This is a genomic window from Bradyrhizobium sp. DOA1 (assembly GCF_001593325.1).
GTDB lineage: Bacteria > Pseudomonadota > Alphaproteobacteria > Rhizobiales > Xanthobacteraceae > Bradyrhizobium.
In genome coordinates this window covers 1,945,347-1,968,734 of the sequence record NZ_JXJM01000001.1, presented here as the reverse complement: position 1 = coordinate 1,968,734, position 23,388 = coordinate 1,945,347, and the positions used below count along the sequence as shown (strand labels likewise).

The window sequence follows — 23,388 nt, the reverse complement described above, 5'->3', positions numbered from 1 at the left end:
CTGCTACGGCAACAACGACCGTGGCAATTGACCGAAGCTGTAGCTGCGCGGCTGGTTGCGCAGGACCAGGCCGCCGACCTGCCACGCGAACAGCGCGGCAAAGCCGAGGATGAACAGCGCGCCCGCGAACTCGCCGACCATCAGGGCGCGGATCAACAGCCCCGTCATCGCCACCGTCAGCACCGCCAGGAAGGCCAGCACCGCCGCATAGGTCGTGCGGCCGAGGCCGGCGGTCAGCGTCGCCCGGCTGCCCGCCTGCGCCATCCGCTGGTGCAGCGCGACGATGAACTGGCGGAAGCCGTTGTCCTGCGGCGCCATCAGCGCTGCGGTCTGCCAGCTCGTCGACAGGATCGCGATGCGGCCGCCCCCGGCATGGCTGACATCGGCGCGAAAGCGGTGCTGCTGCATCGATGTTGGGCGGAACGAGAGCCGGATCCCGGAGATTTCGTCGTAGCGCCACAGGCCCAAGCGCCCGGCGGCGTGCCAGGACAACCCCTCTTCCGTCAGTTCGAAGCGGTGCGCCGAGCCGATCAGCGAGGCCTTGTAGGCGTAGCTCGTGACTGGCGCGGCCTCAGCATCCGAAACCTGCATCTCGACAATCAAACCCCCGTTCGCGATCCGCTTGCGCGATCGCCCTCGCCCATCCTACAAGCGTGGCATGGCTGAGACGACCTTTTTTCCGCGCCGCCTGATTCTCGGTGCCGCCCTGATATCAGGCGTGCTGCTCGCGCTCGCAGTACACATGCTGGGCGCGCGCTACGGACTCGATCTCGGCGGCCTCTGGCGCTCCGATACGCACGAGTTCATGCCGGCAGGCGCGGCGATCGCCTGGTGGCTCATCGCGACGGTCGGCTTCTCCGGCGGCTATTTCACCGCGACCCTGATGCAGAGTGCCGTCGACGGCCAGATCCCGCACCGCATGCGGCAGTTCCTGATCGGGGTCGGCGTCCTCTTGCTTGCGGGCGCGGGACAGGCGGCCTCGGCACCTAGTGCGGTCCCCACCATTTCCGGCGTGCTGGCCGCCCTTGCGGCGCTGTGCCTCGGCGCGGTGATGGCGTTCTGCGGTGCGCATTTCGCGCTGCGCCGCGGCTGACTTCAAGCGGATGCGCGCAGCCGCGGGCCTTCCAGCATCATCGCGACGTCGGACGCGGGCCGCGGCTTGCTGAACAGATAGCCCTGCGCCTGGGTGCAGCCCTCGCGGCGGAGCAGCTCGAGCTGCGCGTCGTTCTCGACGCCTTCCGCGGTGGTGACGATGCCGAGGCTGCGGCCAAGACCGGTCACGGCGCGGATGATCGCCATGGAATCCTCCCGCGTCGCCAGCTCCGAGACGAAGGAGCGGTCGATCTTGATCTTGTCGAACGGGAAGCTGCGCAGATAGCTCAGCGACGAATAGCCGGTGCCGAAATCGTCGAGCGAGATCCGCACGCCCATGGCGCGCAGCTCGTGCAAGGTGGTCAGGGTCGCCTCGCTGTTCTGGAGCAGCACCGACTCGGTGATCTCGAGCTCGAGGCGGCGCGCATCCAGTCCCGAAGCGGCCAGCGCCTCGGTCACGGACGCGATCAGGTTCGGGCTCTTGAACTGCACCGGCGACAGGTTGACGGCGACGTCGACGTCGTCGGGCCAGGTCGCCGCGTCGGTGCAGGCCGAGCGCAGCACGAACTCGCCGAGCTGGACGATCAGGCCGGTCTCCTCGGCCAGCGGGATGAAGTGGATCGGCGCGATCAGCCCCCGCTGCGGATGGTTCCAGCGCAGCAGCGCCTCGAAGGCCACGACGCGGCCGCTCGCAACGTCGCGGATCGGCTGATAGTACACCTCGAACTCGGCGCGCTGCAGCGCCGCGCGCAGATCCATTTCCAACAGGCGCCGCGCCTGCGCGCGCGCATCCATGCCGGTCTCGAAGAAGCGATAGGTGCCGCGGCCGTCCGCCTTCGCGCGGTAGAGCGCGAGGTCGGCGTTCTTGAGCAGTTCGTCCGGATTGTTGCCGTCCTGCGGCGACAACGAGATGCCGATCGAGACGCCGATCACGATCTGATGGTCGTCGATCTCGTAGGGCGCCGAGACCACCTCGACGAAGCGGCCGGCAAGCGACCTCGCGGCGGTTTCCTCGGAACGTCCGATCTGCACCACCGCGAATTCGTCGCCGCCGAGCCGCGCCACGGTGTCGTGCTCGCCGACGGTCGCCTTCAGCCTGCGGCCGACTTCCTTGAGCAGCGCATCGCCGATGGGATGGCCGAGCGAGTCGTTGATGTCCTTGAAGTGATCGAGATCGAGGCAAAGCACCGCGAGCTGATCGCCCGACTTGGTCCGGCGCAGCCCCTGCTCGAGCTGTTCGTGGAACAGCACCCGGTTCGGCAGGCTGGTCAGCGCGTCATGGCGCGCCATGTGCGAGATCTTGGCCTGCGCCTCCAGCCATTCGGTGATGTCCTCGAAGGTCGCGACCCAGCCGCCGCCTTGCATCGGCTGGTTGACGACGCGGATCGAGCGCCCGAAGCGGTTGACGACGTCGGTCGTGGTACGGCCGTCGCGGGCGTCGGCCACCAGGCGGGCGAAGAATTCGTCGGCATCGCCCTGCCACTGGCCCTTGGCCTGCTCTTCCCTGAGCACGTCGACCAGCAGGCGGCCGGTGAGCAGGATGTCGGTGCGGCGCAGCATCGCGGCATACCGCTCGTTGAACAGGATGATCTTGCCGTCCGCGTCGAACATGCAGAGCCCCTGCGACATGTTCTCGAGCGCGCTGTCCAGCACGATCTGCTGACGGCCCAGTTCGCCCTTGGCGCGGCGGTCGAGCAGCGCGGCCACGAGCGCTATCGCGATGATCGCGACAGCGGCGCTGGCGGTGAGGAAGGACAGCGAGGCCGGCGGGATGGAGAGCCCGCTGATCGCGAGCGTCGGGTCCGGCGTCAGCAGCACCGCGCCCATCGCGGTGAAATGATGTGCGACGATCGCAACCGTCAGCAGGGTGGTCGCCGTCAGCGCATGCGAGAGGTCGTCGCGCCGCGCGGCGATGAGCAATGCGGACGCCGCAAACACGATTCCGAACAGCACCGAGGCAACAACCGTGCCTGCGATCCAGTTGACCCGTGCCGGCATCTCCAACGCCGCCATGCCGGTGTAATGCATCGCCGCGACACCCATGCCGACGATGGCGCCGCCGAGCACGATCCAGAGCGGGCGCGAGGACGAGACCGCTATGCTCAGCCCCACGAAGGTCACGGAGATCGCAAGGATTAGGGAGAGGATCGTCACCGGGATGTTGTAGGCGCCGGCACCGCCTGGCCCGTAGGCGAGCATCGCAATGAAATGCGTGGCCCAGATACCGCATCCGCTGACGGCAGCATCCAGAGCGATCCAGGCCACACGCCCGGATCCATGCGTCGCGCGCGCGCGCTGAAACAGGCTGATCGCCGCCGCGCTGGCCAGCAGACATACCGCGCCGCCGAGGGCGACCAGTCGCCAGTCGTGCTCGTCGCTGAGACAGTAGAGAACTTGATACATTGCCGGCCCCTCTCGACCGGCACTTGAGCCGATAGAGATGGACGATCGGTAACCGACTACAAACCCATTCCGGGAATGGTGAACGGGAGATGTGCGCGTTCGCTCACATTGTTGATCGATCGCGCCCGCGGCAAAGAGCAGGACGACCGCGGATCCGAGGCTTGGCAGGGACTTGGCAAGGAACCTGGCAAAAGCAAAAGCGCCGCGCGGATGACCGCGCGGCGCCCCCTGACCTGTCGTTGCATCAGCTCGCCGCGCGCAGGTTCACCTTGCTCTCGGCAAGTGTCGTCAGCTTCTGGTCGGTCGCCTTCTCCTCCTCGAGCGTCTTGGCGAGCACGCTGGCGCAGTCGTTGCGGCCGAGCTGCTTGGCCCAGGCGATCAGGCTGCCGTAGCGGACGATCTCGTAATGTTCGGCAGCCTGCGCCGCATTGATCAGCGCCGCGTCGAGCACGGCCTTATCGGCGACCTCGCCGGCGGTCTCATCAGCTTCCTCGATGATACCGTCGATGGCCGGGCAATCGACCGCCTTCACGGGAACGCCATGCATCTTGAACACTTCCTCGAGCCGCGCGACGTGTTGCTTGGTTTCTTCGAGGTGCGTCAAAAAGCCCTGTTTCAGCTGCGGATCGGTGGCTTTGCTTGCCATCTTCGGCAGCGCCTTGGTGAGCTGCTGCTCGGCGTAATAGATATCCTGCAGCTGATGCACGAACAGATCGTTCATGGTCTTGATGTCTTTTGTGAACAGTCCCATCGTTCCGATCCTCTCGGTTTCGGGGAACACGACGGTATCGGCCCGCACGAAAGGCCGCATATTTCGCCATGTTCGATTGTTGATTGGACGCTAACGGGCAAGACAGCATCGACGTTCCAAAAAAGCTGCGCATCGCTTGCGCTGGAACAATGCCGGCCGCACCACAATTGACATCATGTCGACACCCCGGCGCCGTCCGGGGCCGTCATTCGACTCATATGCTTAACGCGCGGCCGATGTGAACGGCGTATGACGAAAGTAGCCGGTCGGACGCAGAAGCTATCCTTGTCAAGGGCTGCACAAGTCGCCGTTTTTGCCTTAAATGAGCTACATCATGTCTAGAGATCGACGCCGACCCTCGGCCGTGATCGTACCTGATCGGCCAATGCCTGGCTGGATCGTCTTGCCCCCCGCCGGGAGGATGAATGCACGGACTGCTGCCCGCGCTAAAGCGCGGCTTCAATAGATGGATCGGCTGGCGACGCCTCGGCATTGCCGCCAGCGTCTTCATCATCGCCTTGGCGATCACCACGCTGGTTCGAACCCTCAAGGGCATCGATACCGGGGTGATCCTGACGGCGCTGACCGAGATTCCTCGCGGCAATATCGGGCTGGCGGCGATCTGCGTCTTCTTCGCCTTCTGTACGCTGACGTTCTACGACTATTTTGCACTGCGAACGATCGGCAAGAAGCACGTGCCGTATCGCATCGCGGCGCTCTCCAGCTTCACGTCCTATTCGATCGGCCACAACATCGGCGCCACCGTCTTCACCGGCGGCGCGATCCGTTTCCGGATCTATTCGGATTACGGGCTGAATGCGATCGACGTCGCCAAGATCTGCTTTCTGTCGGGCCTGACCTTCTGGCTCGGTAACATCTTCGTGCTTTCGATCGGTTTGGCGATCCATCCGGATGCGGCGTCCTCGATGGATCAGCTTCCTCCGTCGATCAACCGGCTGATCGCGCTCGGCGGCCTTGCCTCGATCGGCGCCTATCTGGTCTGGCTCTGCATGGGCGAGAAGCGGCGGGAGCTCGGCCAGAAGGGCTGGAAAGTGGTGCTGCCCTCGGCGCCGCTGACGCTGGTGCAAATCCTGATCGGCGTGGTCGATCTCGGCTTCTGCGCCATGGCGATGTATCTGCTGATGCCCGCCAATCCGCCGATCGACTTCATGTCGCTCGCGGTGGTGTTCATCCTGGCGACGCTGATCGGCTTTGCCAGCCATGCGCCCGGCTCGCTCGGCGTGTTCGATGCCGCGATGCTGGTGGCGCTGCCCCAGTTCGGCCGCGAGGAGCTTCTGGCGACGCTGCTGGTGTTCCGCATCCTCTATTTCGTGATCCCGTTCGGCCTCGCCATCTCCATCATGGGCACGCGCGAGCTCTGGATGAACGTGGTCGCGCCGTGGCAGGAGCGGCGACGGCTGGCGGAGGCCTGCGCCCAGGCCAATCTGCCCACGCAGGTGGCCGCGATGGAGCGCGAACGCGCGCGGCGGCAGGCCGGTAAGCGGTAGGGCCGCTCCTCAAACCCGTCAGACAAAGGTTGCAGGCGGGAGAGCAATCCTCTCTTATTTCCGCCTCAACTTTGCCGTTGAACACGCGGGCCATGATCCCTCTCCCCTTCCGTACTCTCTCCGCAGGCGCCCTGTTGCTTGCCGGGATTCTGATTGCCTTGGCGCCCGAGCGCGCCGCCGCGCAGGGCGCCGGCGCCATGCAGATCAGCTGGGAGGTGCGCAACCGCTTCCGCCTGTTCCGCGAGGAGCGCGATTTCCTGCTCCATGTCGAGAATGCGCGCAACCGCAGCATCCTGGCCGCCGAGCAGTCGCTGGAGCTCCAGAGCGAAGGCCGCGGCTGGGCCCGCAACATGGTCAACCGCCTCTGCATCGACCTGCAGGGCCGGGTCAACCAGCCCTGCACCCGCGACAACGTCAAGGAGAACTACATCACTCCGATCGACCATCCCGTCACCGTGCGCCTCGACGGCGCAGTGCCGGTCGGCGCCACCTGCGCCTGGTCGTTCGACGACGGCGACGGGCCGCAGACTTCGACCTTCGACTGCGCCGAGCCGATCAATTTGCGGGTCCGCTACGGCAAGCAGACGGTCGCGACCGTCGACGTCTCCTCCGGCTCCGATCCGACCCAGCGGGTCCAAGCCGAGATCCAGGTCCGCGACATCTTCGTCGCCGGCCTGGGCGACAGCATCGCTTCCGGCGAAGGCAATCCGGACCGGCCACTGGCGCTCTCGGACGAAGGCTTCTGCTTCCGCTCCTATCTCGGCACGGCCGGCGCGCAATATTACCGGCCGAGCCGCCACGGCTTCAAGGGCGGCCGTGCCTGCGAGGCGCCGGATACGCTCGCCAACTGGCAGCGCTACAGCGCGCTCTGGTTCAACGCGCCCTGCCATCGCTCGCTCTACAGCTACCAGGCCCGCACCGCGCTGGCGCTCGCGATACGCTACACCCACATCGCCGTGACCTTCCTGCCGCTCGCCTGCACCGGCGCCAGCATCGGCGACGGGCTGCTCGGTTCGCAACGCGCCCGCGAATGCCCGCCCGGCAAGACCGGCGTGTGCAACACCAGCGTGAACGCCCAGGTCGCCGAGCTGCGCGAGGCGCTCACCGCGGCGAAGAAACGCCAGCCCGACCGCACGCTCGATCTCGTGCTGTTGTCGGTTGGCGCCAACGACGTCTACTTCTCCGGCCTCGTCGCCGACGTCATCGTCGACACCGCCACCGAACGAGCGCTGTTCCGCCGCTCCGGCGTGATGGCGAGCGTCGACGATTCCCGTGATGCGCTCCAGCGAGAGCTGCCGCAGAACTTCGTCAAGCTGCGCGAGGCGCTCAAGCCCCTGGTTGGCGGCGACCTCTCGCGCGTGGTCTACGTCTCCTACGCCAACCCGGCGCTCGCGGACGGCGGCGTGCCGTGCCGCGGCGGCCGCGCCGGCTTCGACATCCATCCGTCATTCAACGCCGACCCGCAGCGCCTCGCCCGCGTCTCGACCTTCGTCGACACCGAATTCCTGCCGCAGCTGAAAGGGCTCGCCACCTGCACCCGCGGCGCGCTGTGCCGCGATCCGGAAGCCGACCGCATGACCTTCGTCGACGCGCATCAGGCCGCGTTCGCCGATCACGGCTTCTGTGCGCATTCCGGCAACGATCCCGAATTCGACCGCAGCTGCTTTGCCGAGAACGGCCAGAGCTTCAATCCTGATATCGTGACGGCAGCGAGCCAGCCGATGCTGTGCGGCCGCGGCGCCTCGGAATACCGCGCCTACCTCCCCCGCGCGCGCTGGATCCGCGATGCCAATGACAGCTATTTCGCTGCGATGACCTATCCGCAAGGCTTGCCGGCCGCGAGCCAGCCGACCGACATTCACGACGCGACCTGGGGCGTGCTCTCCGCCGTCTATGGCGGCGCCGTGCATCCGAGCGCTGAAGGTCATGCCGCGATGGCGGATGCCGCACTGCCCGCCGCGAGCGCCGTGCTCGGCCTCGATGCCGTGCCACCGAACGTGACGCGCGGATTGCTGCCGCAGCTGTTGCCGAGCGCAAGGCAGTAGGCGCCGGCTTCGTAGCCCGGATGAGTGCAGCGACATCCGAAACCGCTCTCCCCGCATATCGCTTCGCTCATGCGGGCTTCGCGCTGCCTCCGCTTACTCGGTGTCGTCGCCCGCGCAGGCGGGCGATCCGTACGCCGCAGCAGCCGTGATTGAATCGGGGCGCCGCGGCGTACTGGATTCCCCGCCTTCGCGGGGAATGACAGCGGTTTGCATGGCGCGAGTTCGCAACCTCTACATCGTTCCCTCTCCCCGCCTTTCCATCAATCCAAAAACGGCATCGATCGATACTGCCTTGAACTTGGACACGTCACAGCGCGCGCCTCTAGGACTCGCCTCGGGGAAACGGGCCGAGACTTAAGGGAGGCGCGTGATGAGCGCAGTGGTGTCCGCAGCGGACGTGAGGAGGTCTCGCATCAGGCTGTTCATCGTGACCATGTTGTTCCTGGTCACCACCGTGAATTATGCCGACCGCGCGACGCTCTCGATCGCGGGTCCCGCGCTCTCCAAGGAGCTGCATCTCGATCCCGTCGCCATGGGCTGGATCTTCTCGGCCTTCGGCTGGTCCTATGTCGTGGCGCAGGTGCCGGGCGGCTGGCTGCTCGACCGCTTCGGCTCGCGGCTCGTCTATGCCTTCAGCATCATCATCTGGTCGCTGTTCACACTGATGCAGGGCTGGGTCGGCTTCCTCAGCGCCGGCACGGCCGTCGTCATGCTGTTCGCGCTTCGCCTGCTCGTCGGCGTCGCGGAAGCCCCCTCCTTTCCCGCCAACGCCCGCATCGTCGCGGCCTGGTTTCCAAGCAGCGAGCGCGGCACCGCGTCGGCGTTCTTCAACTCCGGCCAGTATTTCGCCACCGTGATCTTCGCACCGCTGATGGGCTGGATCGCGCATGCCTATGGCTGGCGCTTCGTGTTCTTCGTGATGGGCGCGCTCGGCATGGTCATGGGCTTCATCTGGCTCAAGACCATCTACGGCCCGAAGGAGCATCCTTCGATCAACGACGCCGAGTTCGAGTACATCAAGGAAGGCGGCGCGCTGGTCGATCTCGACGCGCCCAGAGACGATTCGTTGCGCCGGCGCGCGCCCGAGGCCGGCTCAGGCTGGGACCACATCCGCCAGCTGCTCTCCAACCGCATGATGCTCGGCGTCTATCTCGGCCAGTACTGCATCAACACGCTGACCTATTTCTTCCTGACCTGGTTTCCGGTCTACCTCGTCAAGGAGCGCGGGCTGTCGATCCTGCAGGCCGGCTTCGTGGCGACGCTGCCCGCGTTGTGCGGCTTCATCGGCGGCGTGCTCGGCGGCATCATCTCCGATGCGATCCTGCGCAAGACGGGCTCGTTGACCATGGCGCGCAAGATCCCGATCGTCGGCGGCATGCTGCTGTCGATGTCGATCATCGCCTGCAACTATGTCGACGGACAGGCGCTGGTGGTTGGCTTCATGGCCCTCGCCTTCTTCGGCAAGGGCATCGGCGCGCTCGGCTGGGCCGTCGTCTCCGACACCTCGCCGAAGGAAGCCGGCGGCGTCTCCGGCGGCCTGTTCAACACCTTCGGCAACCTGTCCTCGATCACAACGCCGATCGTGATCGGCTACATCCTGGCCGCGACCGGCTCGTTCAACGGCGCGCTGGTGTTCGTCGGCCTCAACGCGCTCGTGGCGGCGTTCGCCTATCTCGTGATCGTCGGCAAGATCGAGCGGGTGACGCTCAAACGTTCCTCCTGAGGGCTCCCATGGGAGCTTGACCAGGCAACTCAACGGCGGCCCGCAAAGCCGCCGTCTTTGTTTTCGGGGTGATCGATGCTAGAAGTGCCGGGGAAACGCCTTATCCATCTAAGGCATGTATCGATGTTCGACCTCAACCAGCTCCGCTGTTTCGTTACGGTGGCGGAGGAATTGCATTTCGGCCGCGCCGCCGCGCGGCTGAACATGACGCAGCCGCCGCTGTCCCGGCAGATCCAAGTGCTCGAGCACATCATCGATGCGCCGCTGCTGGAGCGCACCAGCCGCTCGGTGCGCCTGACGCCGGCGGGGCGCAGCTTCCTGCCGGAGGCGCGGCGCATCCTCAAGCTTGCGGAGAGCGCTTCGCAGGTCGCCCGCCGCATCGCGCTCGGCAAGACCGGCTCGCTGAAGATCGGCTTCACCGCCGCCGCGGCCTACGGCTTCCTGCCCGAGCTCGTCGCCGCCTGCCGCGCGAAATTGCCGGAGGTCGATTTCTCGCTGAAAGAGATGGTGTCGGGCGACCAGTTCGAGGCGCTCACCTCCGGCCAGATCGATGCCGGTCTTCTGAGGCCGCCGATCGCGCGGCCCGAGCTTGCCAGCCGCCGCGTCGTCGCCGAGCCCCTGCTCGCGGCGATCCCCAAGAAGCATCCGCTGGCCAGCGCCGACAGCATCACCATCAAGGATTTCGACGACCAGCCCTTCGTGATGTATTCGCCCTATGAGAGCCGCTACTTCCACGACCTCCTGGTGGCTCTGTTCACGCGCGCCGACGTGCTGCCGCGCTACGTCCAGCATCTGAGTCAGATCCACTCGATCCTCGCGATGGTGCGTGCCGGCTTAGGCCTTGCCATCGTGCCGGCGGCGGCGGCGAGCCTGAAGATCTCCGATGTCCGGCTGCGGCCGCTGAAGCTGCGCACGCGCGTCCCGGTCGAGCTGTTCATGGTCTGGCGCCGCGACGACGAGAATCCTCTGCTGTCGGCGCTGGTCAAAATCGCCGGCGAATTGTCCTCTGCGGAGCTGGTGGAGGATTGATGCTCAATCCGCATCGGTCGATATAGGCTTTGGCTTGGACGCGCATCGAACCGTCTCCTAAACACCGGCGCATGGACGCGCGGCTTTCGGCCCGCGTTCTCCACGACACGCAAGCAGGGAGCCGCGCCCATGAGCAAGATGACCCCGCAGGAAATGGCCCAGAAGATCGGATCTGGCCTCCTGTCCTTCCCCGTCACGCCGTTTGGGGCGGACTATTCCTTCGACGAGGCGACCTACCGCGCCAATATGGACTGGCTGTGCGGTTATGACGTCGCAGGCCTGTTCGCCGCCGGCGGCACCGGCGAGTTCTTCTCGCTGACGCCGGCCGAAGTTCCTGAAGTGGTCAAGGTCGCCGTTGAGGAGACCAAGGGTCGCGTGCCCGTGCTCGCCGGCACCGGTTATGGCACCGCGATCGCCCGCGAGATCGCTGTTGGCGCGGAAAAGGCCGGCGCCGACGGCCTGTTGCTGCTGCCGCCCTATCTCACCCTTGCCGAGCAGGACGGCCTTGCCGCCCACGTCGAGGCGGTCTGCGCCGCCGTGAAGATCGGCGTCATCGTCTACAACCGCGACAACGCCATCCTCCAGCCGGACACGCTCGCACGCCTTGCCGAGCGCTGCCCGAACCTCGTCGGCTACAAGGACGGCATCGGCGACATCGAGCTGATGACCCGCGTCTACACCAAGCTCGGCGACCGCCTCACCTATATCGGCGGACTGCCGACGGCGGAGACCTTCGCGCTGCCCTATCTCGACATGGGCGTGACGACCTATTCCTCCGCCGTGTTCAACTTCGTGCCGGAGTTCGCCACCAATTTCTACGCCGCGGTGCGCAGGCGCGACCATGAAGCGATCCATGCCGGCCTGAAGAACTTCATCCTGCCGTTGATCGCCATCCGCAACCGCAAGAAGGGCTATGCGGTCTCGATCATCAAGGCCGGCATGAAGGTGATCGGCCGCGACTCCGGCCCGGTCCGTCCGCCGCTGACCGATCTCACCGAGCAAGAGATCGCGGAACTGACCGCGCTGGTGAAGAATCTGCCCGCCATCCGATCGACACAACAGGCGGCAGAATAGCCGGCGACATCGGGAGGAGCGTGCAATGGCCCGGGCTGAAATTTCTGGCGCACCTGTCGTCACGGCGATGCAGGTGATTCCGGTCGCAGGCCGCGACAGCATGCTCCTCAACCTCAGCGGCGCGCATGCGCCGTTCTTCACCCGCAACATCGTCATCCTCACCGACAATGCCGGCCACACCGGCGTCGGCGAGGTGCCGGGCGGGCAGAAGATCTGGCAGACGCTGCAGGACGCGCGCGATCTCGTGATCGGCAAGACCGTCGGCGCGATGAACAACATCCTCGCCGATATCCGCACGGCTTTCGCCGACCGCGACGCCGGAGGCCGCGGCAAGCAGACTTTTGATCTCCGCGTGATGATCCACGCGGTCACCGCGATCGAATCCGCGCTGCTCGATCTGCTCGGCCAGCATCTCAATCTCCCGGTCGCGGCCCTGCTCGGCGAAGGCCAGCAGCGCAGCAGCGTCGAGACGCTCGGCTATCTCTTCTTCGTCGGCGATATCCGCAAGTCGAAGCTTAGCTACGTCCAGGCCGAGACTGGCAAGCCCGACTGGTTCAACCTCCGCCATCAGGAGGCCATGACGCCCGAGGCCGTGGTGCGGCTCGCGGAAGCGACCCACGACCATTACGGCTTCGCCGATTTCAAGCTCAAGGGCGGCGTGCTGCGCGGCGAGCAGGAAATCGAGGCGGTCACCGCGATCGCAAAACGCTTTCCGAACGCGCGCGTGACGCTCGACCCCAATGGCGCCTGGTCGCTCGACGAGGCTGTCAGCCTTTGCAAGGACATGCACGGCATCCTCGCCTATGCCGAGGACCCCTGCGGCGCCGAAGCCGGCTTCTCCGGCCGGGAGATCATGGCCGAGTTCCGCCGCGCGACCGGCCTGCCCACGGCGACCAACATGGTCGCCACCGATTGGCGGCAGCTCTCCCACGCGCTCCGCCTGGGCGCGGTGGACATTCCGCTCGCCGATCCCCATTTCTGGACCATGCAGGGCTCGGTGCGCGTCGCCCAGACCTGCCGCGACAACGGCCTGACCTGGGGTTCGCACTCCAACAACCATTTCGACATTTCGCTCGCCATGTTCACCCATGTCGGTGCCGCCGCCCCGGGTAAGGTCACCGCGATCGACACCCACTGGATCTGGCAGGACGGCCAGGCGCTGACCAAGGAGCCGCTCCAGATCAAGGGCGGCAAGATCGCCGTCCCCGACAAGCCGGGCCTGGGCATCGAAATCGACAGGGCGGCCATCGACGCCGCGCATGACCTCTACAAGCAGCATGGACTTGGCGCCCGCGATGACGCTATTGCCATGCAGGACCTGATCCCCGGCTGGACCTTCGACGACAAGCGTCCGTGCCTCGTGCGTTGAGAAAATCTCGGAGGACAACATGACGGCAATCCTGAAGAACTTCATCGGCGGCGAATGGGTCGACGGCTCCGGCGTCACCAGGAACATCAACCCGTCCAACACCAACGATCTCGTCGGCGAATATGCCAAGGCCGACAAGGCCCAGACCGAGAAGGCGATCGCCGCCGCCAAGGCCGCCTTCCCCGCCTGGGCACAGTCGACCCCGCAGGTGCGCTATGATGCGCTGAACAAGATTTCGACCGAGATCCTCGCCCGCAAGGAAGAGCTCGGCCGCCTGCTCGCCCGCGAGGAAGGCAAGACCCTGCCGGAAGGAATCGGCGAGGTCGCGCGCGCCGGCCAGATCTTTGCATTCTTCGCCGGCGAAGCGCTGCGCCTGATCGGCGAGAAGGGCGCCTCCGTGCGTCCCGGCCTCGATGTCGAACTCACGCGCGAGCCGGTCGGCATCGTCGGCATGATCACGCCCTGGAATTTCCCGATCGCGATCCCCGCCTGGAAGATCGCGCCCGCGCTCTGCTACGGCAACACCGTCGTGTTCAAGCCGGCCGAGCTGGTGCCGGGCTCGGCGCATGCGCTGTCCGAGATCATCACCCGCTCCGGCATTCCCGCCGGCGTGTTCAACCTCGTGGTCGGCTCCGGCTCTGTCGTCGGCCAGACCCTGCTCGATCACCCCGATGTGGCCGCGATCTCCTTCACCGGCTCGGTGCAGACCGGCCGCAAGATCGCGCAGGCCTGCGTGCTCTCGAACCCGATGAAGAAGTTCCAGCTCGAGATGGGCGGCAAGAACCCGCTGGTCGTGCTCGACGACGCGGACCTCAAGACCGCCGTCGAGGTCGCCGTCAACGGCGCCTATTTCTCGACCGGCCAGCGCTGCACCGCCTCCTCGCGCCTGATCGTCACCGAGGGCATCCACGACCGCTTCGTCGCGGCGATGGCCGAGCGCCTTAACAGCCTGTCGGTGGATGACGCGCTCAAGGCCGGCGTGCATATCGGCCCTGTCGTCGACCAGAGCCAGCTCGACCAGGACCTGCGCTACATCAAGATCGGCCAGGACGAGGGCGCCAAGCTCGCCTTCGGCGGCGAACTGCTCAAGCGCGAGAACCCCGGCCACTACCTGCAGCCGGCGCTGTTCACCGAAGCCAACAACAACATGCGCATCGCGCGTGAGGAGATCTTTGGCCCGGTCGCCGCGGTCATTCGCGCCAAGAATTACGAAGAAGCGCTGGCGATCTCCAACGACACCGAGTTCGGCCTCGCCTCCGGCATCTGCACCACCAGCCTGAAATACGCCTCGCACTACAAGCGCAACAGCGAGTCCGGCATGGTGATGGTCAATCTGCCGACCGCCGGCGTCGATTATCACGTGCCGTTCGGCGGCCGGAAGGGTTCGAGCTACGGCGCCCGCGAACAGGGCTCGTACGCGCGCGAGTTCTACACCACGGTGAAGACGGCTTACACGTTCCCGGGCTGACCACGGGAGGTCTCGTAGGGTGGGCAAGCGAAGCGTGCCCACCGCCTACGTTCGATGTGAAGCATGGTGGGCACGGCGCGTTGCGCCTTTGCCCACCCTACGGCTTCGGAGGCAAGCGCAGATGGACCAGGACGTCGCAGCGAAAGAGCAGCCCCGCTACATCAAGCTCAACGAGCGCGACAATGTTGCGATCGTGGTCAATGATTTCGGGCTTCCCGCCGGCTCGCGCTTTGCCTGCGGGCTGACGCTGCGCGCCTTCGTGCCGCAGGGGCACAAGACGGCGCTGGTCGACATTGCGGAAGGCGCGCCGATCGTCCGCTATGGCGAAATCATCGGCTACGCGCTCTCCCCGATCCAGGCCGGCGAATGGGTCGACGAGGCGCGCATCCGCATGCCGGAGGCCCCTGCCCTCGACAAGCTCGAGATCTCGACCGCCGTCCCCGCGCCGCTGCCGCCGCTCGAAGGCTTCACCTTCGAGGGCTATCGCAATCCGGACGGCTCGGTCGGTACCAAGAACATCCTCGGCATTTCCTCCTCCGTGCAATGCGTCAAGGGCACGATGGAATATGCGGTCAAGCGCATCCGCGCCGAGCTGCTGCCGAAGTACCCCAATGTCGATGACGTCGTGCCGTTGACGCATGCCTATGGCTGCGGCGTCGCCATCACCGCGCCGGACGCTGTCGTGCCGATCCGCACGCTGCAGAACATCGCGCTGAACCCGAATTTCGGCGGCGAGATCCTCGTCGTCGGCCTCGGCTGCGAGAAGCTCGCGCCCGAGCGGCTGGTGCCGGAAGGCATCAGCGACGCCATCGTGCGCATGCAGGACGAGGCCTTCGACGGTTTTGGCGCGATCGTCGATGCCATCATGACGCAAGCCGAGGCGCGGCTGAAGGCGCTCAACACCCGCAAGCGCGAGACCTGCCCCGCCTCCGATCTCGTCATCGGCCTGCAATGCGGCGGCAGCGATGCCTTCTCCGGCGTCACCGCCAACCCCGCCGTCGGCTTCGCCGCGGACCTGCTGGTGCGGGCCGGCGCCACCGTGATGTTCTCGGAAGTGACCGAGGTGCGCGACGCGATCCAGCTGCTCACGCGACGCGCCATCAACGAGGATGTCGGCCGCGCGCTGGTGCGCGAGATGGCCTGGTACGATTCCTATCTCGCCCGCGGCGGCGCCGACCGCAGCGCCAACACCACGCCCGGCAACAAGAAGGGCGGCCTTGCCAACATCGTCGAGAAGTCATTGGGCTCGATCGTCAAGTCGGGCTCGTCAGCCATCACCGGCGTGCTCTCGCCCGGCGAGAAGGCGACGCAAAAGGGCATGCTGTTCGCAGCAACGCCGGCCTCCGACTTCATCTGCGGCACGCTGCAGCTCGCCTCCGGCATGACACTGCAAGTGTTCACCACCGGCCGCGGCACGCCCTACGGTCTTGCGGCGGCGCCCGTGATCAAGGTCGCGACCCGCAGCGAGCTCGCCCGGCGCTGGAAGGACCTGATCGACTTCGACGCCGGCCGCATCGCCACCGGCGAGAAGACCATCGAGGAGACCGGCTGGGACCTGTTCCGCCTGATCCTCGACGTCGCCTCCGGCCGCACCAAGCCGTGGTCGGATCGCTGGGGCATCCACAACGATCTGACGCTGTTCAATCCGGCGCCGGTGACCTGAGGCCGGCAAGCCAAGAGATTACCGGCTCTTCCCCGAAACCGTCCGGAAACATTGGCGCGGAAAAACTTCGTCCTCGCTTCGTGCTTGCGTATCAAGCAATCATTATGTGCGCCGCAAGCGATGAGAACGTTCGCACACGAGCGAACCTGTCCCGGCACCGGGGCGACCAAACCTCCGATTGACATCTTCCACGGAGATTTTCCAGATGCGTGTTCTCTCGATGATTGCCGTTGCCGGCGCCATGATCGCGGGCTCGGCCGGCGCCTTCGCCACCGAGCTTCCCTCTTTCGAAGTGACATCGTTTCCGATCTCGACGACGCAGGTGCAGGTGCTCGGCGGCGCCGGCGTCGAGGAACAGTCGGCGAGCCCCGCGATGATCGTCTCCGGCATGCCCGCTTCGCCGGCGCAGGTCTCGGTGCTGTCGCCGCGGGTCAGGCAGCTCGCGAGCGCGGGTTCGGAGAGCCAGGCGCGCTAAGCTTTGCTTTGTCATTCCGGGTTCGGCGCTCAGCGCCGACCGGAATGGCACGTGCGTTACTGCTTGGGCGCCGGTGCCGTCATCGCGCCGCCCTTCTTGGCCGCGGGTGTCGCGGACTTCGCGGTGGTGGCCTGCGCGGGGAGATATTTGGCGACGATGGCGGGATCGACCTGGGCGATGTTGGCATCCGGCAGGCGCGTCCAGGTTTCGTCCTTGCCGAGCAGCGCGATGCCGAGATAGCCGCGCAGCGTCAGGGTCTGGCCATCGGGACTGACCTTCATGTTGGCCTTCCAGATCTGGCCGTCGCGCGGATTGAGCACGTTGCCGCCTTCGTACTTCAATCCTTCGCGCTTCATGTTACGGACGAAGGAGATGCCGAGCACCGGCGCGTTCTTGCGATCGTCGGTGCACTTGCTGCAGACCTCGTTCGGATCGTCGCCGGGACGCGGGAAGGTCTTTGCGATCGCGCCTTCGAAGACCCCGTTGCGATCGACGAAGAGAAACCATCCGACCGTCTTGCCGTCTTCGACCTTCTGCCAGAGACCCGCCGCCGTGGGCTCCGCGGTCTGCGCCACGGACGGCGTCGCCGCGGCCAGCGACAGTGCGAGCGCAAGAAAGGGGAGCAGTCGAAAGCTGGAAAAGAGAGTCCGCATCATCATCACCTTGCTGAGCCAATACCCTGCCAAGCCACAACCGCAATGGCCGCAGACTACGGCGATTTCGCGAACGGTTCCAGCACCAGAAACATGGGGCACGGCCTGCCCGCTCGGCTGCGGTCAGTTGACACCGAGCTTCTTTTGCAGGCTGGAGGACGAGGTCGTGTACTGGAACACGAGCCGCTTCTCCGGATAGACGTAGCGGTGGGCTTTTTGCGACATCAGCGCGCCCTCATGGAAGCCGCACAGGATCAGCTTGATCTTGCCGGGATAGGTGTTGATGTCGCCGATCGCGAAGATACCGGGCACATTGGTCTCGAACGCCGAGGTCTCGACCGGCACCAGGTTGTTCTCCAGCGCAATGCCCCAGTTCGCGACCGGGCCGAGCTTCATCGTCAGTCCAAAGAACGGCAGCATGGTGTCGCAGGCGACCTCTGTCATGCTGTTGTCATTGCCCTTGACGGTCGCGCCGGTGAGCCTGCCGTCGGCGCCCGACAATGCCGTGACCTGTCCGAGCTTCAGATCCATCCTGCCGCCGGCAACCAGCGCGCGCATCTGCTCGACGCTGTGGGGCGCGGCGCGAAAATCATCACGACGGTGCAGCAGCGTGATGCGCTTTGCCAGCGGATGCAGGTTGAGCGTCCAGTCGAGCGCGGAATCGCCGCCGCCGACGATCAGCACGTTCTTGTCGCGAAAGGTCTCCATCTTGCGCACGGCATAGTGCACCGAGGTGCCTTCATAGGCCTCGATCCCCGGCACCGGCGGACGCTTGGGCTGGAACGAGCCGCCGCCGGCCGCGATCACCACCACCTTGCATTCGAACACCTTGCCGGCATCGGTGGTGCAGCGAAACGCGGGATCGCCGATCTTCTCCACGGTCTCGATCATCTCGCCGAGATGGAAGGTCGGGTGGAACGGCTTGATCTGCTCCATCAGCGCGTCGGTCAGCCCCTGACCGGAAACCTGCGGAATGCCGGGAATGTCGTAGATCGGTTTTTCGGGGTAGAGCTCGGCGCACTGGCCGCCGACCTTGTCGAGGATGTCGACGAAATGCGCCTTCATGTCGAGAAGGCCGAGCTCGAAAGCGGCGAACAGACCGCACGGGCCGGCGCCAATAATCAGCACATCGGTTTTGATCACGTCGCTCATGTCGTCTCTTTATCGGTCGTTATGGTTGGACGGCGCCCGTTGGGCAGAGGTGACCCTGCCTGTCTAGCCAACGCGGATGGATCAGGGAAGGCATAAAAGCGGGAGCGCCCCGCGGCCGCGCCACTTGCCGGGTCGAGACAACTGGGCTGTAACGAGGACGGATATGACGGAGATCAATCGGTGAACGCACCAAGCCGCCTCGATACGACGCCGCGCCTGGAGGACTACCCCTACCGCCTCGGCGACAACGTCCGCTTCGGCGATCTCGATCCCAACCACCACGTCAACAACGCGGTCTACGCCACCTATTTCGAGACCGGCCGTGTCACGCTGATGAAGCTTCCGGAATACGGACTAACGCCGCCCGGCCTTGCCTGGATCATGGTGCGGCTCGACATCCATTTCCGCGCCGAGCTGCACTGGCCGAACACGATCGAACTCGGCCTCGGCGTGGTGAAGCTCGGGCGAACGTCAGTGACCTTCGAGCAGGTCGTGTTTTCGCAAAGAAAGTGCATCGCGTCGGCGACGTCCGTCGGCGTGATGATTGACGAAGCGTCGCGCCGGCCGACGCCGCTCACCGCGGAGGTGATCGCCAAGCTGAGACCCTGGCACAAGCGCGGCATCGAGGTCGCGCCGCCCGGTCCATAGTTCGATCGAGAAGGACCAGGCTTTTACGATCAGGCTTGTAGGATCAGGCCGATAAAATCAGGCTTGGCGTTCGGGCGTTGCGACGACGAGCCCGTCGAGCTCGTCGGAGATCTTGATCTGGCAGGACAGGCGCGAGTTCGGACGCACGTCGAAGCCGAAGTCGAGCATGTCCTCTTCCATCGGCGTCGGGCTGCCGACCTTCTCGCGCCAGGCTTCGTCGACATAGACATGGCAGGTCGCGCACGCACAGGCGCCGCCGCATTCGGCCTCGATGCCGGGAATGCTGTTGCGGATGGCCGCTTCCATCACGGTTGCGCCGTTCTCGATTTCCACCGTGCGGGTTTCGCCCTTGTGGTCGACAAAGTGAATTTTGGCCATGTGTGCTCGTGCTGCCGCGATGCTGGGAATGAAGGAGGGTCCGGGCTGTCCTATAACGGGTCGGTCAGCCCGGCGCCATAGCGTTTTGAGGCGATCAAAATCCCGCTTTGCGGGAAGAAAATACGTCAAAACAAAAGAGTAAAGGCCACTTCTGACCCCTCCGGCCTCAGGGCTTGAGGATGGCCTCGATGGCGGCGCGGGCTTCGGTCACCGCCTCCTTCAGCGCGGCGAAGGCGCGGGGCCGGTCCTGGCCGGTCCGGATCGCGGTCTCCAGGTGAGCGGCGGCATCTGCGACCGCAAAGGCGCCGATCCCGCGCGCCGACCCCTTGAGCTTATGGGCGAGCGCGCCGGCCTCGGCCGGCAGCGCCGTCATGGCCGCGATCAGACGGACCGCCTGCTCGGCGAACATGGCCAGCACTTCCTGCTCCAGCTCGGCATCACCAAGCGTCATCCGGGAGAGATGATCTAGGTCGAGCGGGCTGTCGATGGGTGCAAGCGGGGGCGAGGGCATCCAGTCCATCCGTTGCAGTTCAGGCGTCATGACCTAAGGCCCCGGCGTCGCGCGATGGTCCCGCCGTCCGGCGGTCAGTTCCGCCCACCCAAGCATGAAATTGGTTAACGAAATGTTTGGCCTGATGTACGCAATTCCGCCGGTTTGTTGACGAAAAGTTGCCGCAATTGGCCGAGTTCAGTGGAGAATTGCATTTATTGCTAAGGCGTTACGCCGCGATCCTGTTAACGATGATTAAGAATGTCTTAATCGCGGGCATTTCATTCGCGACGCTCTGCCAATAGGATGTTGCAGAAATTGGCGGACAAGCCGTCCGGGTGGGGACGGCTCGGAGATCCGCGCAAGCGGCATGATCCGGTCTGTGGGCTTGCGTAGCGCGCGCAGAGCTCGCGGGGGGACGCGTACAAGTAACGAGGGCTCGGACTGAACATGGCGAACACTCCGAAAAAGGTCAAAGACCCCACAGAAGTTGCGCTTTCTGCAATCCAGGAAGCCCTCAACATCAGTGACACCGCGGCGGACACCAGCCGCAACGCGACGATGCGCAACGAAACGCCGCCTCCGGTGGCGCCACCTGCGCCCCCGACCTTTGACGATCCGAGCTTCGAGCCGCGGCCGGCCGCCAACGAACGGTCGACCGTGTTCGATCCGATCGAGGAGCCACGCACTTCGCGCCGTCCCGCCAATGACGACCGCGAGACTATCGGTCAATTGCTCCAGGCGCTTCAGAAGGGCCGCCCTGCCCGCAACGTCTACACCTTCGCCACCATCTTCGCCGGCGTCTGGCTCGCCGCCTGCGCCGCGCTGACGTTCGGTTTCCTGCCCTCGATCCAGGCCGCCATGGGCCAGAGCGGCGGCGTGCTCGTCATTGCCGGCCTGGTCGCGATGTTCTTCGCGCCGGTCATGCTGTTCTACTTCCTGGCGAGCCTCGTCTGGCGCGGTCAGGAAATGCGCATGATCGCGCAGGCGATGGCGCAGGTCGCGATCCGCTTCTCCGAGCCGGAAGGCTCGGCCTCCGATTCCATGGTCACCGTCGGTCAGGCCATCCGCCGCGAGGTCGCGGCGATGGGTGACGGCATCGAGCGCGCGATCGCCCGCGCCGGCGAATTGGAAACGCTGGTCGCCAACGAGGTCGCCGCGCTGGAGCGCGCCTATTCCGACAACGAGGTGCGCATCCGCGCCCTGCTCCAGGACATCGCGCATCAGCGCGACAACCTGGTCGGCCAGGCCGAGCAGGTCCGCAGCGCCATCTCCGGCGTGCAGATCGATCTGCGCCACGACATCGCGCTGATCTCGGACGCGATCGCCTCGCGCGTCGACGAGGTCGCCAAGTCCATCACCGGCGCACTGGAAGAGCGCGGCGCCCACATCACCAGCGCTCTCAGCAATGCCGGCGACAACATGATCCTGGCGCTCGGCGAGCGCGGCGGCGACCTGCTCGACCGCCTCGAGGAGGCCAGCAACGAGACCACGCGCGCCGTGCTCGACGCCAGCGAGCGGCTGACCACCAGCCTCAACTTCAAGACCGGCCACGTCCACGACGAGTTCGTCGACCTCGCCGACCGCGTCCACGAGATGCTGAACGAGCGCATCGACCGCATCACGGGCGAGTTCGAGCAGCGCTCCGCCGCGATCGTCGACGGCATCTCCGAGCGCACCGAGCTGGTGCACGATTCCCTCAAGAATTCGTCGGACTCGCTGCTGCTCGAGCTCGAGCTGCGCTCCAACGACATCTCCGCCAAGATCGACGACGCCGGCAACCGGCTCGCCGGCCAGATCATGACGAGCGGCGACAAGGCGAGCGAGGCGCTCGACGCCACCGTCAATGCGCTCGTCGCCAAGGTCGTCACCCAGACCGAGACCGCGCACGACTCGCTGTCACTCCAGATGAGCGCCTTCGACGAGCTCGTGCGCAACCAGGGCACCGAGCTGGTCGAGAAGTTCGCCCGCGATTCCGGCACGCTGGGCGCGCTGATCACGCGCCACATCTCCGAGTTCGATCGCACCGTGAAGACCTTCGGCGGCGAGATCGTCGAGCGCATGGGCCAGCGTACGCAAGATATCCACGAGTCGCTGAAGACCTATGTCGACAATTTCGACAGCCGCTTCACCGCGAACGGCGGCGCCATCACCGGCGTGCTCGATCAGCGCCTGGTGCATTTCGAGACCACCATCGGCGAACGCGTCAGCAGCCTCGACGCCTCGCTGAACGACAAGATCGCCAGCCTGGACGGCACGATCGAGGGCCATATCAAGACCTTCGACGAGCAGCTGGTCGGCCGCGTCGCCTCGCTCGAACTATCGTTCGATACCCGCGCCAGGTCGATGACCGAGACCATCGACGGACGCATCAACACGCTGGCGACGTCGCTGACCGACGGCGCCGCGCAGGCGATCCAGTCGATCGACAACCGCCTCACCCACCTGACGACGTCGCTCACCCACGGCGCCTCACAGGCCATCGAGACGATCGATGCGCGCCTCAATCATCTGACGAGTTCGCTGACCGACGGCGCGTCCCAGACCATCCAGTCGGTCGATACGAGACTGACGCACCTCACGACGACGCTCACCGGCGGCGCGACGCAGGCGCTGGAGTCCATCGACAGCCGCCTCACCTATTTGACCACCGCCGTGACCAACGGCGCCTCCCAGGCCGTGCAGTCCATCGACACCCGCCTGACGTTGCTGACCTCGACCCTCACGGACGGCACCGCGCAGGCGATCGAGGCGGTCGACCGCCGCATCACAGGTGTCACCGAGGTCATCGACAGCCGCAGCACGCATCTCACCGACACGGTCACGGCGCGCTTCCAGGAGATCCATCACACCATCGAGACCAAAGTCGGCTCGGTCGCGAGCGACATCGACGTGCGCGTGGCGCAGTTCGAGGACCTGCTCGGCTCGCGCGTCGAAGCCGTCGCCGGCCGCATCGAGAGCAGCGGACGCCAGGCCAGCGAGGACATGATGTCCCGCGCCGAGATGATCTCGACCGCGATCCGCTCGCATGTCGAGGACGCCGAGCGCTCGCTCACCAACCTCGTCGTCAACACCAGCGAGACCATCCAGACCGGCGCACGCACCGCCCAGCAGTCGCTGCTGACGGTCTCCTCCGACGTCAATGCCCAGCTGAAGATGACCTCCGCCGAGGTCGAGCAGGCGCTGACCGCGGTCGGCACCGGCGCGGCGAACTCGATCCTGACCAGCGCCCGCGAGGCGCAGTCGTCCCTGGTCGCTGCATCGGGCGATGCGTCCAGCCAGCTCAAGGGGCTCGCGGCCGACGTCGAACGCACGCTGACCGCGGCGGGCTCGGCGACCGCCGCCTCGATCCTGTCCGGCGCCCGGGAGGTGCAGACCACGCTCGTCACGGCGTCCTCGGATGCAGCCAACCAGGTCAAGACGCTCTCCACCGACCTGCAGCGCTCGCTGACGCTGGCCGGCACGAC

The 23,388-nt window shown here is 65.7% G+C and carries 19 protein-coding genes; 12 read left to right on the top strand and 7 right to left on the bottom strand.

Annotation, left to right across the window (positions count from 1 at the left end):
- Nucleotides 1–3: 3 nt before the first annotated feature.
- Entirely contained in the window at nt 4–591 is a 588-nt protein-coding gene (locus SE91_RS09150; protein WP_061847365.1) for a hypothetical protein, read from the bottom strand.
- A 67-nt stretch (nt 592–658) separates the two neighbouring features.
- On the opposite strand from SE91_RS09150, the gene SE91_RS09145 reads away from it, so the two are divergent.
- On the top strand, nt 659–1,093 hold the full coding sequence (locus tag SE91_RS09145; RefSeq protein ID WP_061847364.1) for a hypothetical protein: 435 nt from the start codon (nt 659–661) through the stop codon (nt 1,091–1,093).
- Nucleotides 1,094–1,095: 2 nt separating this feature from the next.
- Here SE91_RS09145 and SE91_RS09140 read toward each other — a convergent pair whose 3' ends face one another.
- Both SE91_RS09140 and SE91_RS09135 read right to left on the bottom strand, forming a co-directional pair.
- The gene (locus SE91_RS09140; RefSeq protein ID WP_061847363.1) at nt 1,096–3,495 is read right to left on the bottom strand and encodes a bifunctional diguanylate cyclase/phosphodiesterase; all 2,400 of its coding nucleotides are present in this window, start codon (nt 3,493–3,495) and stop codon (nt 1,096–1,098) included.
- A 244-nt stretch (nt 3,496–3,739) separates the two neighbouring features.
- Nucleotides 3,740–4,246 (bottom strand): YciE/YciF ferroxidase family protein, encoded by a 507-nt coding sequence (locus tag SE91_RS09135; protein WP_008554874.1) that lies wholly within the window; start codon nt 4,244–4,246, stop codon nt 3,740–3,742.
- 425 nt (nt 4,247–4,671) lie between these two features.
- Here SE91_RS09135 and SE91_RS09130 point away from each other — a divergent pair, with 425 nt between their 5' ends.
- The 9 genes from SE91_RS09130 to SE91_RS09090 all read left to right on the top strand — a co-directional run bounded on the left by SE91_RS09130 (nt 4,672) and on the right by SE91_RS09090 (nt 16,600).
- The gene (locus tag SE91_RS09130; RefSeq protein ID WP_061847362.1) at nt 4,672–5,754 is read left to right on the top strand and encodes a lysylphosphatidylglycerol synthase transmembrane domain-containing protein; all 1,083 of its coding nucleotides are present in this window, start codon (nt 4,672–4,674) and stop codon (nt 5,752–5,754) included.
- A gap of 92 nt (nt 5,755–5,846) precedes the next feature.
- Nucleotides 5,847–7,799, top strand: coding sequence for an SGNH/GDSL hydrolase family protein (locus tag SE91_RS09125; RefSeq protein ID WP_061847361.1), 1,953 nt, complete (start codon nt 5,847–5,849; stop codon nt 7,797–7,799).
- 370 nt (nt 7,800–8,169) lie between these two features.
- Complete coding sequence (locus tag SE91_RS09120) at nt 8,170–9,522, top strand: MFS transporter (protein WP_061847360.1); 1,353 nt, start codon at nt 8,170–8,172, stop codon at nt 9,520–9,522.
- 123 nt (nt 9,523–9,645) lie between these two features.
- Nucleotides 9,646–10,551: a LysR family transcriptional regulator gene (locus SE91_RS09115; RefSeq protein ID WP_008554896.1), complete on the top strand. Its 906-nt coding sequence runs from the start codon at nt 9,646–9,648 to the stop codon at nt 10,549–10,551.
- A gap of 129 nt (nt 10,552–10,680) precedes the next feature.
- Nucleotides 10,681–11,625 carry a 5-dehydro-4-deoxyglucarate dehydratase gene (gene kdgD / locus SE91_RS09110; protein WP_061847359.1) on the top strand — a complete coding sequence of 315 codons (945 nt, stop codon included), beginning with the start codon at nt 10,681–10,683 and terminating at the stop codon, nt 11,623–11,625.
- A gap of 25 nt (nt 11,626–11,650) precedes the next feature.
- Nucleotides 11,651–12,994 carry a glucarate dehydratase gene (gene gudD, locus SE91_RS09105; RefSeq protein ID WP_061847358.1) on the top strand — a complete coding sequence of 448 codons (1,344 nt, stop codon included), beginning with the start codon at nt 11,651–11,653 and terminating at the stop codon, nt 12,992–12,994.
- A gap of 19 nt (nt 12,995–13,013) precedes the next feature.
- The gene (locus SE91_RS09100) at nt 13,014–14,462 is read left to right on the top strand and encodes an aldehyde dehydrogenase family protein (RefSeq protein WP_061847357.1); all 1,449 of its coding nucleotides are present in this window, start codon (nt 13,014–13,016) and stop codon (nt 14,460–14,462) included.
- Between the two features lie 121 nt (nt 14,463–14,583).
- A complete protein-coding gene (garD, locus tag SE91_RS09095; RefSeq protein WP_061847356.1) occupies nt 14,584–16,125 on the top strand; it encodes a galactarate dehydratase in 1,542 nt (513 codons plus the stop codon).
- Between the two features lie 205 nt (nt 16,126–16,330).
- The gene (locus SE91_RS09090) at nt 16,331–16,600 is read left to right on the top strand and encodes a hypothetical protein (protein ID WP_061847355.1); all 270 of its coding nucleotides are present in this window, start codon (nt 16,331–16,333) and stop codon (nt 16,598–16,600) included.
- A gap of 56 nt (nt 16,601–16,656) precedes the next feature.
- On the opposite strand, the gene SE91_RS09085 is transcribed toward SE91_RS09090, so the two are convergent.
- Nucleotides 16,657–17,253 carry a DUF2147 domain-containing protein gene (locus SE91_RS09085; protein WP_061851061.1) on the bottom strand — a complete coding sequence of 199 codons (597 nt, stop codon included), beginning with the start codon at nt 17,251–17,253 and terminating at the stop codon, nt 16,657–16,659.
- Between the two features lie 123 nt (nt 17,254–17,376).
- Nucleotides 17,377–18,405 carry an NAD(P)/FAD-dependent oxidoreductase gene (locus SE91_RS09080; protein WP_061847354.1) on the bottom strand — a complete coding sequence of 343 codons (1,029 nt, stop codon included), beginning with the start codon at nt 18,403–18,405 and terminating at the stop codon, nt 17,377–17,379.
- Nucleotides 18,406–18,585: 180 nt separating this feature from the next.
- Here SE91_RS09080 and SE91_RS09075 point away from each other — a divergent pair, with 180 nt between their 5' ends.
- On the top strand, nt 18,586–19,053 hold the full coding sequence (locus tag SE91_RS09075; RefSeq protein WP_061847353.1) for an acyl-CoA thioesterase: 468 nt from the start codon (nt 18,586–18,588) through the stop codon (nt 19,051–19,053).
- 57 nt (nt 19,054–19,110) lie between these two features.
- Here the strand turns inward: SE91_RS09075 and SE91_RS09070 are convergent, their stop codons facing one another.
- Nucleotides 19,111–19,431: a 2Fe-2S iron-sulfur cluster-binding protein gene (locus SE91_RS09070; RefSeq protein ID WP_060736572.1), complete on the bottom strand. Its 321-nt coding sequence runs from the start codon at nt 19,429–19,431 to the stop codon at nt 19,111–19,113.
- A gap of 166 nt (nt 19,432–19,597) precedes the next feature.
- Complete coding sequence (locus tag SE91_RS09065) at nt 19,598–19,972, bottom strand: Hpt domain-containing protein (protein WP_156489535.1); 375 nt, start codon at nt 19,970–19,972, stop codon at nt 19,598–19,600.
- Nucleotides 19,973–20,371: 399 nt separating this feature from the next.
- Here SE91_RS09065 and SE91_RS09060 point away from each other — a divergent pair.
- A partial coding sequence (locus SE91_RS09060) for an apolipoprotein A-IV repeat region-like domain-containing protein (RefSeq protein WP_502687130.1) occupies nt 20,372–23,388 on the top strand: 3,017 nt, incomplete at its 3' end.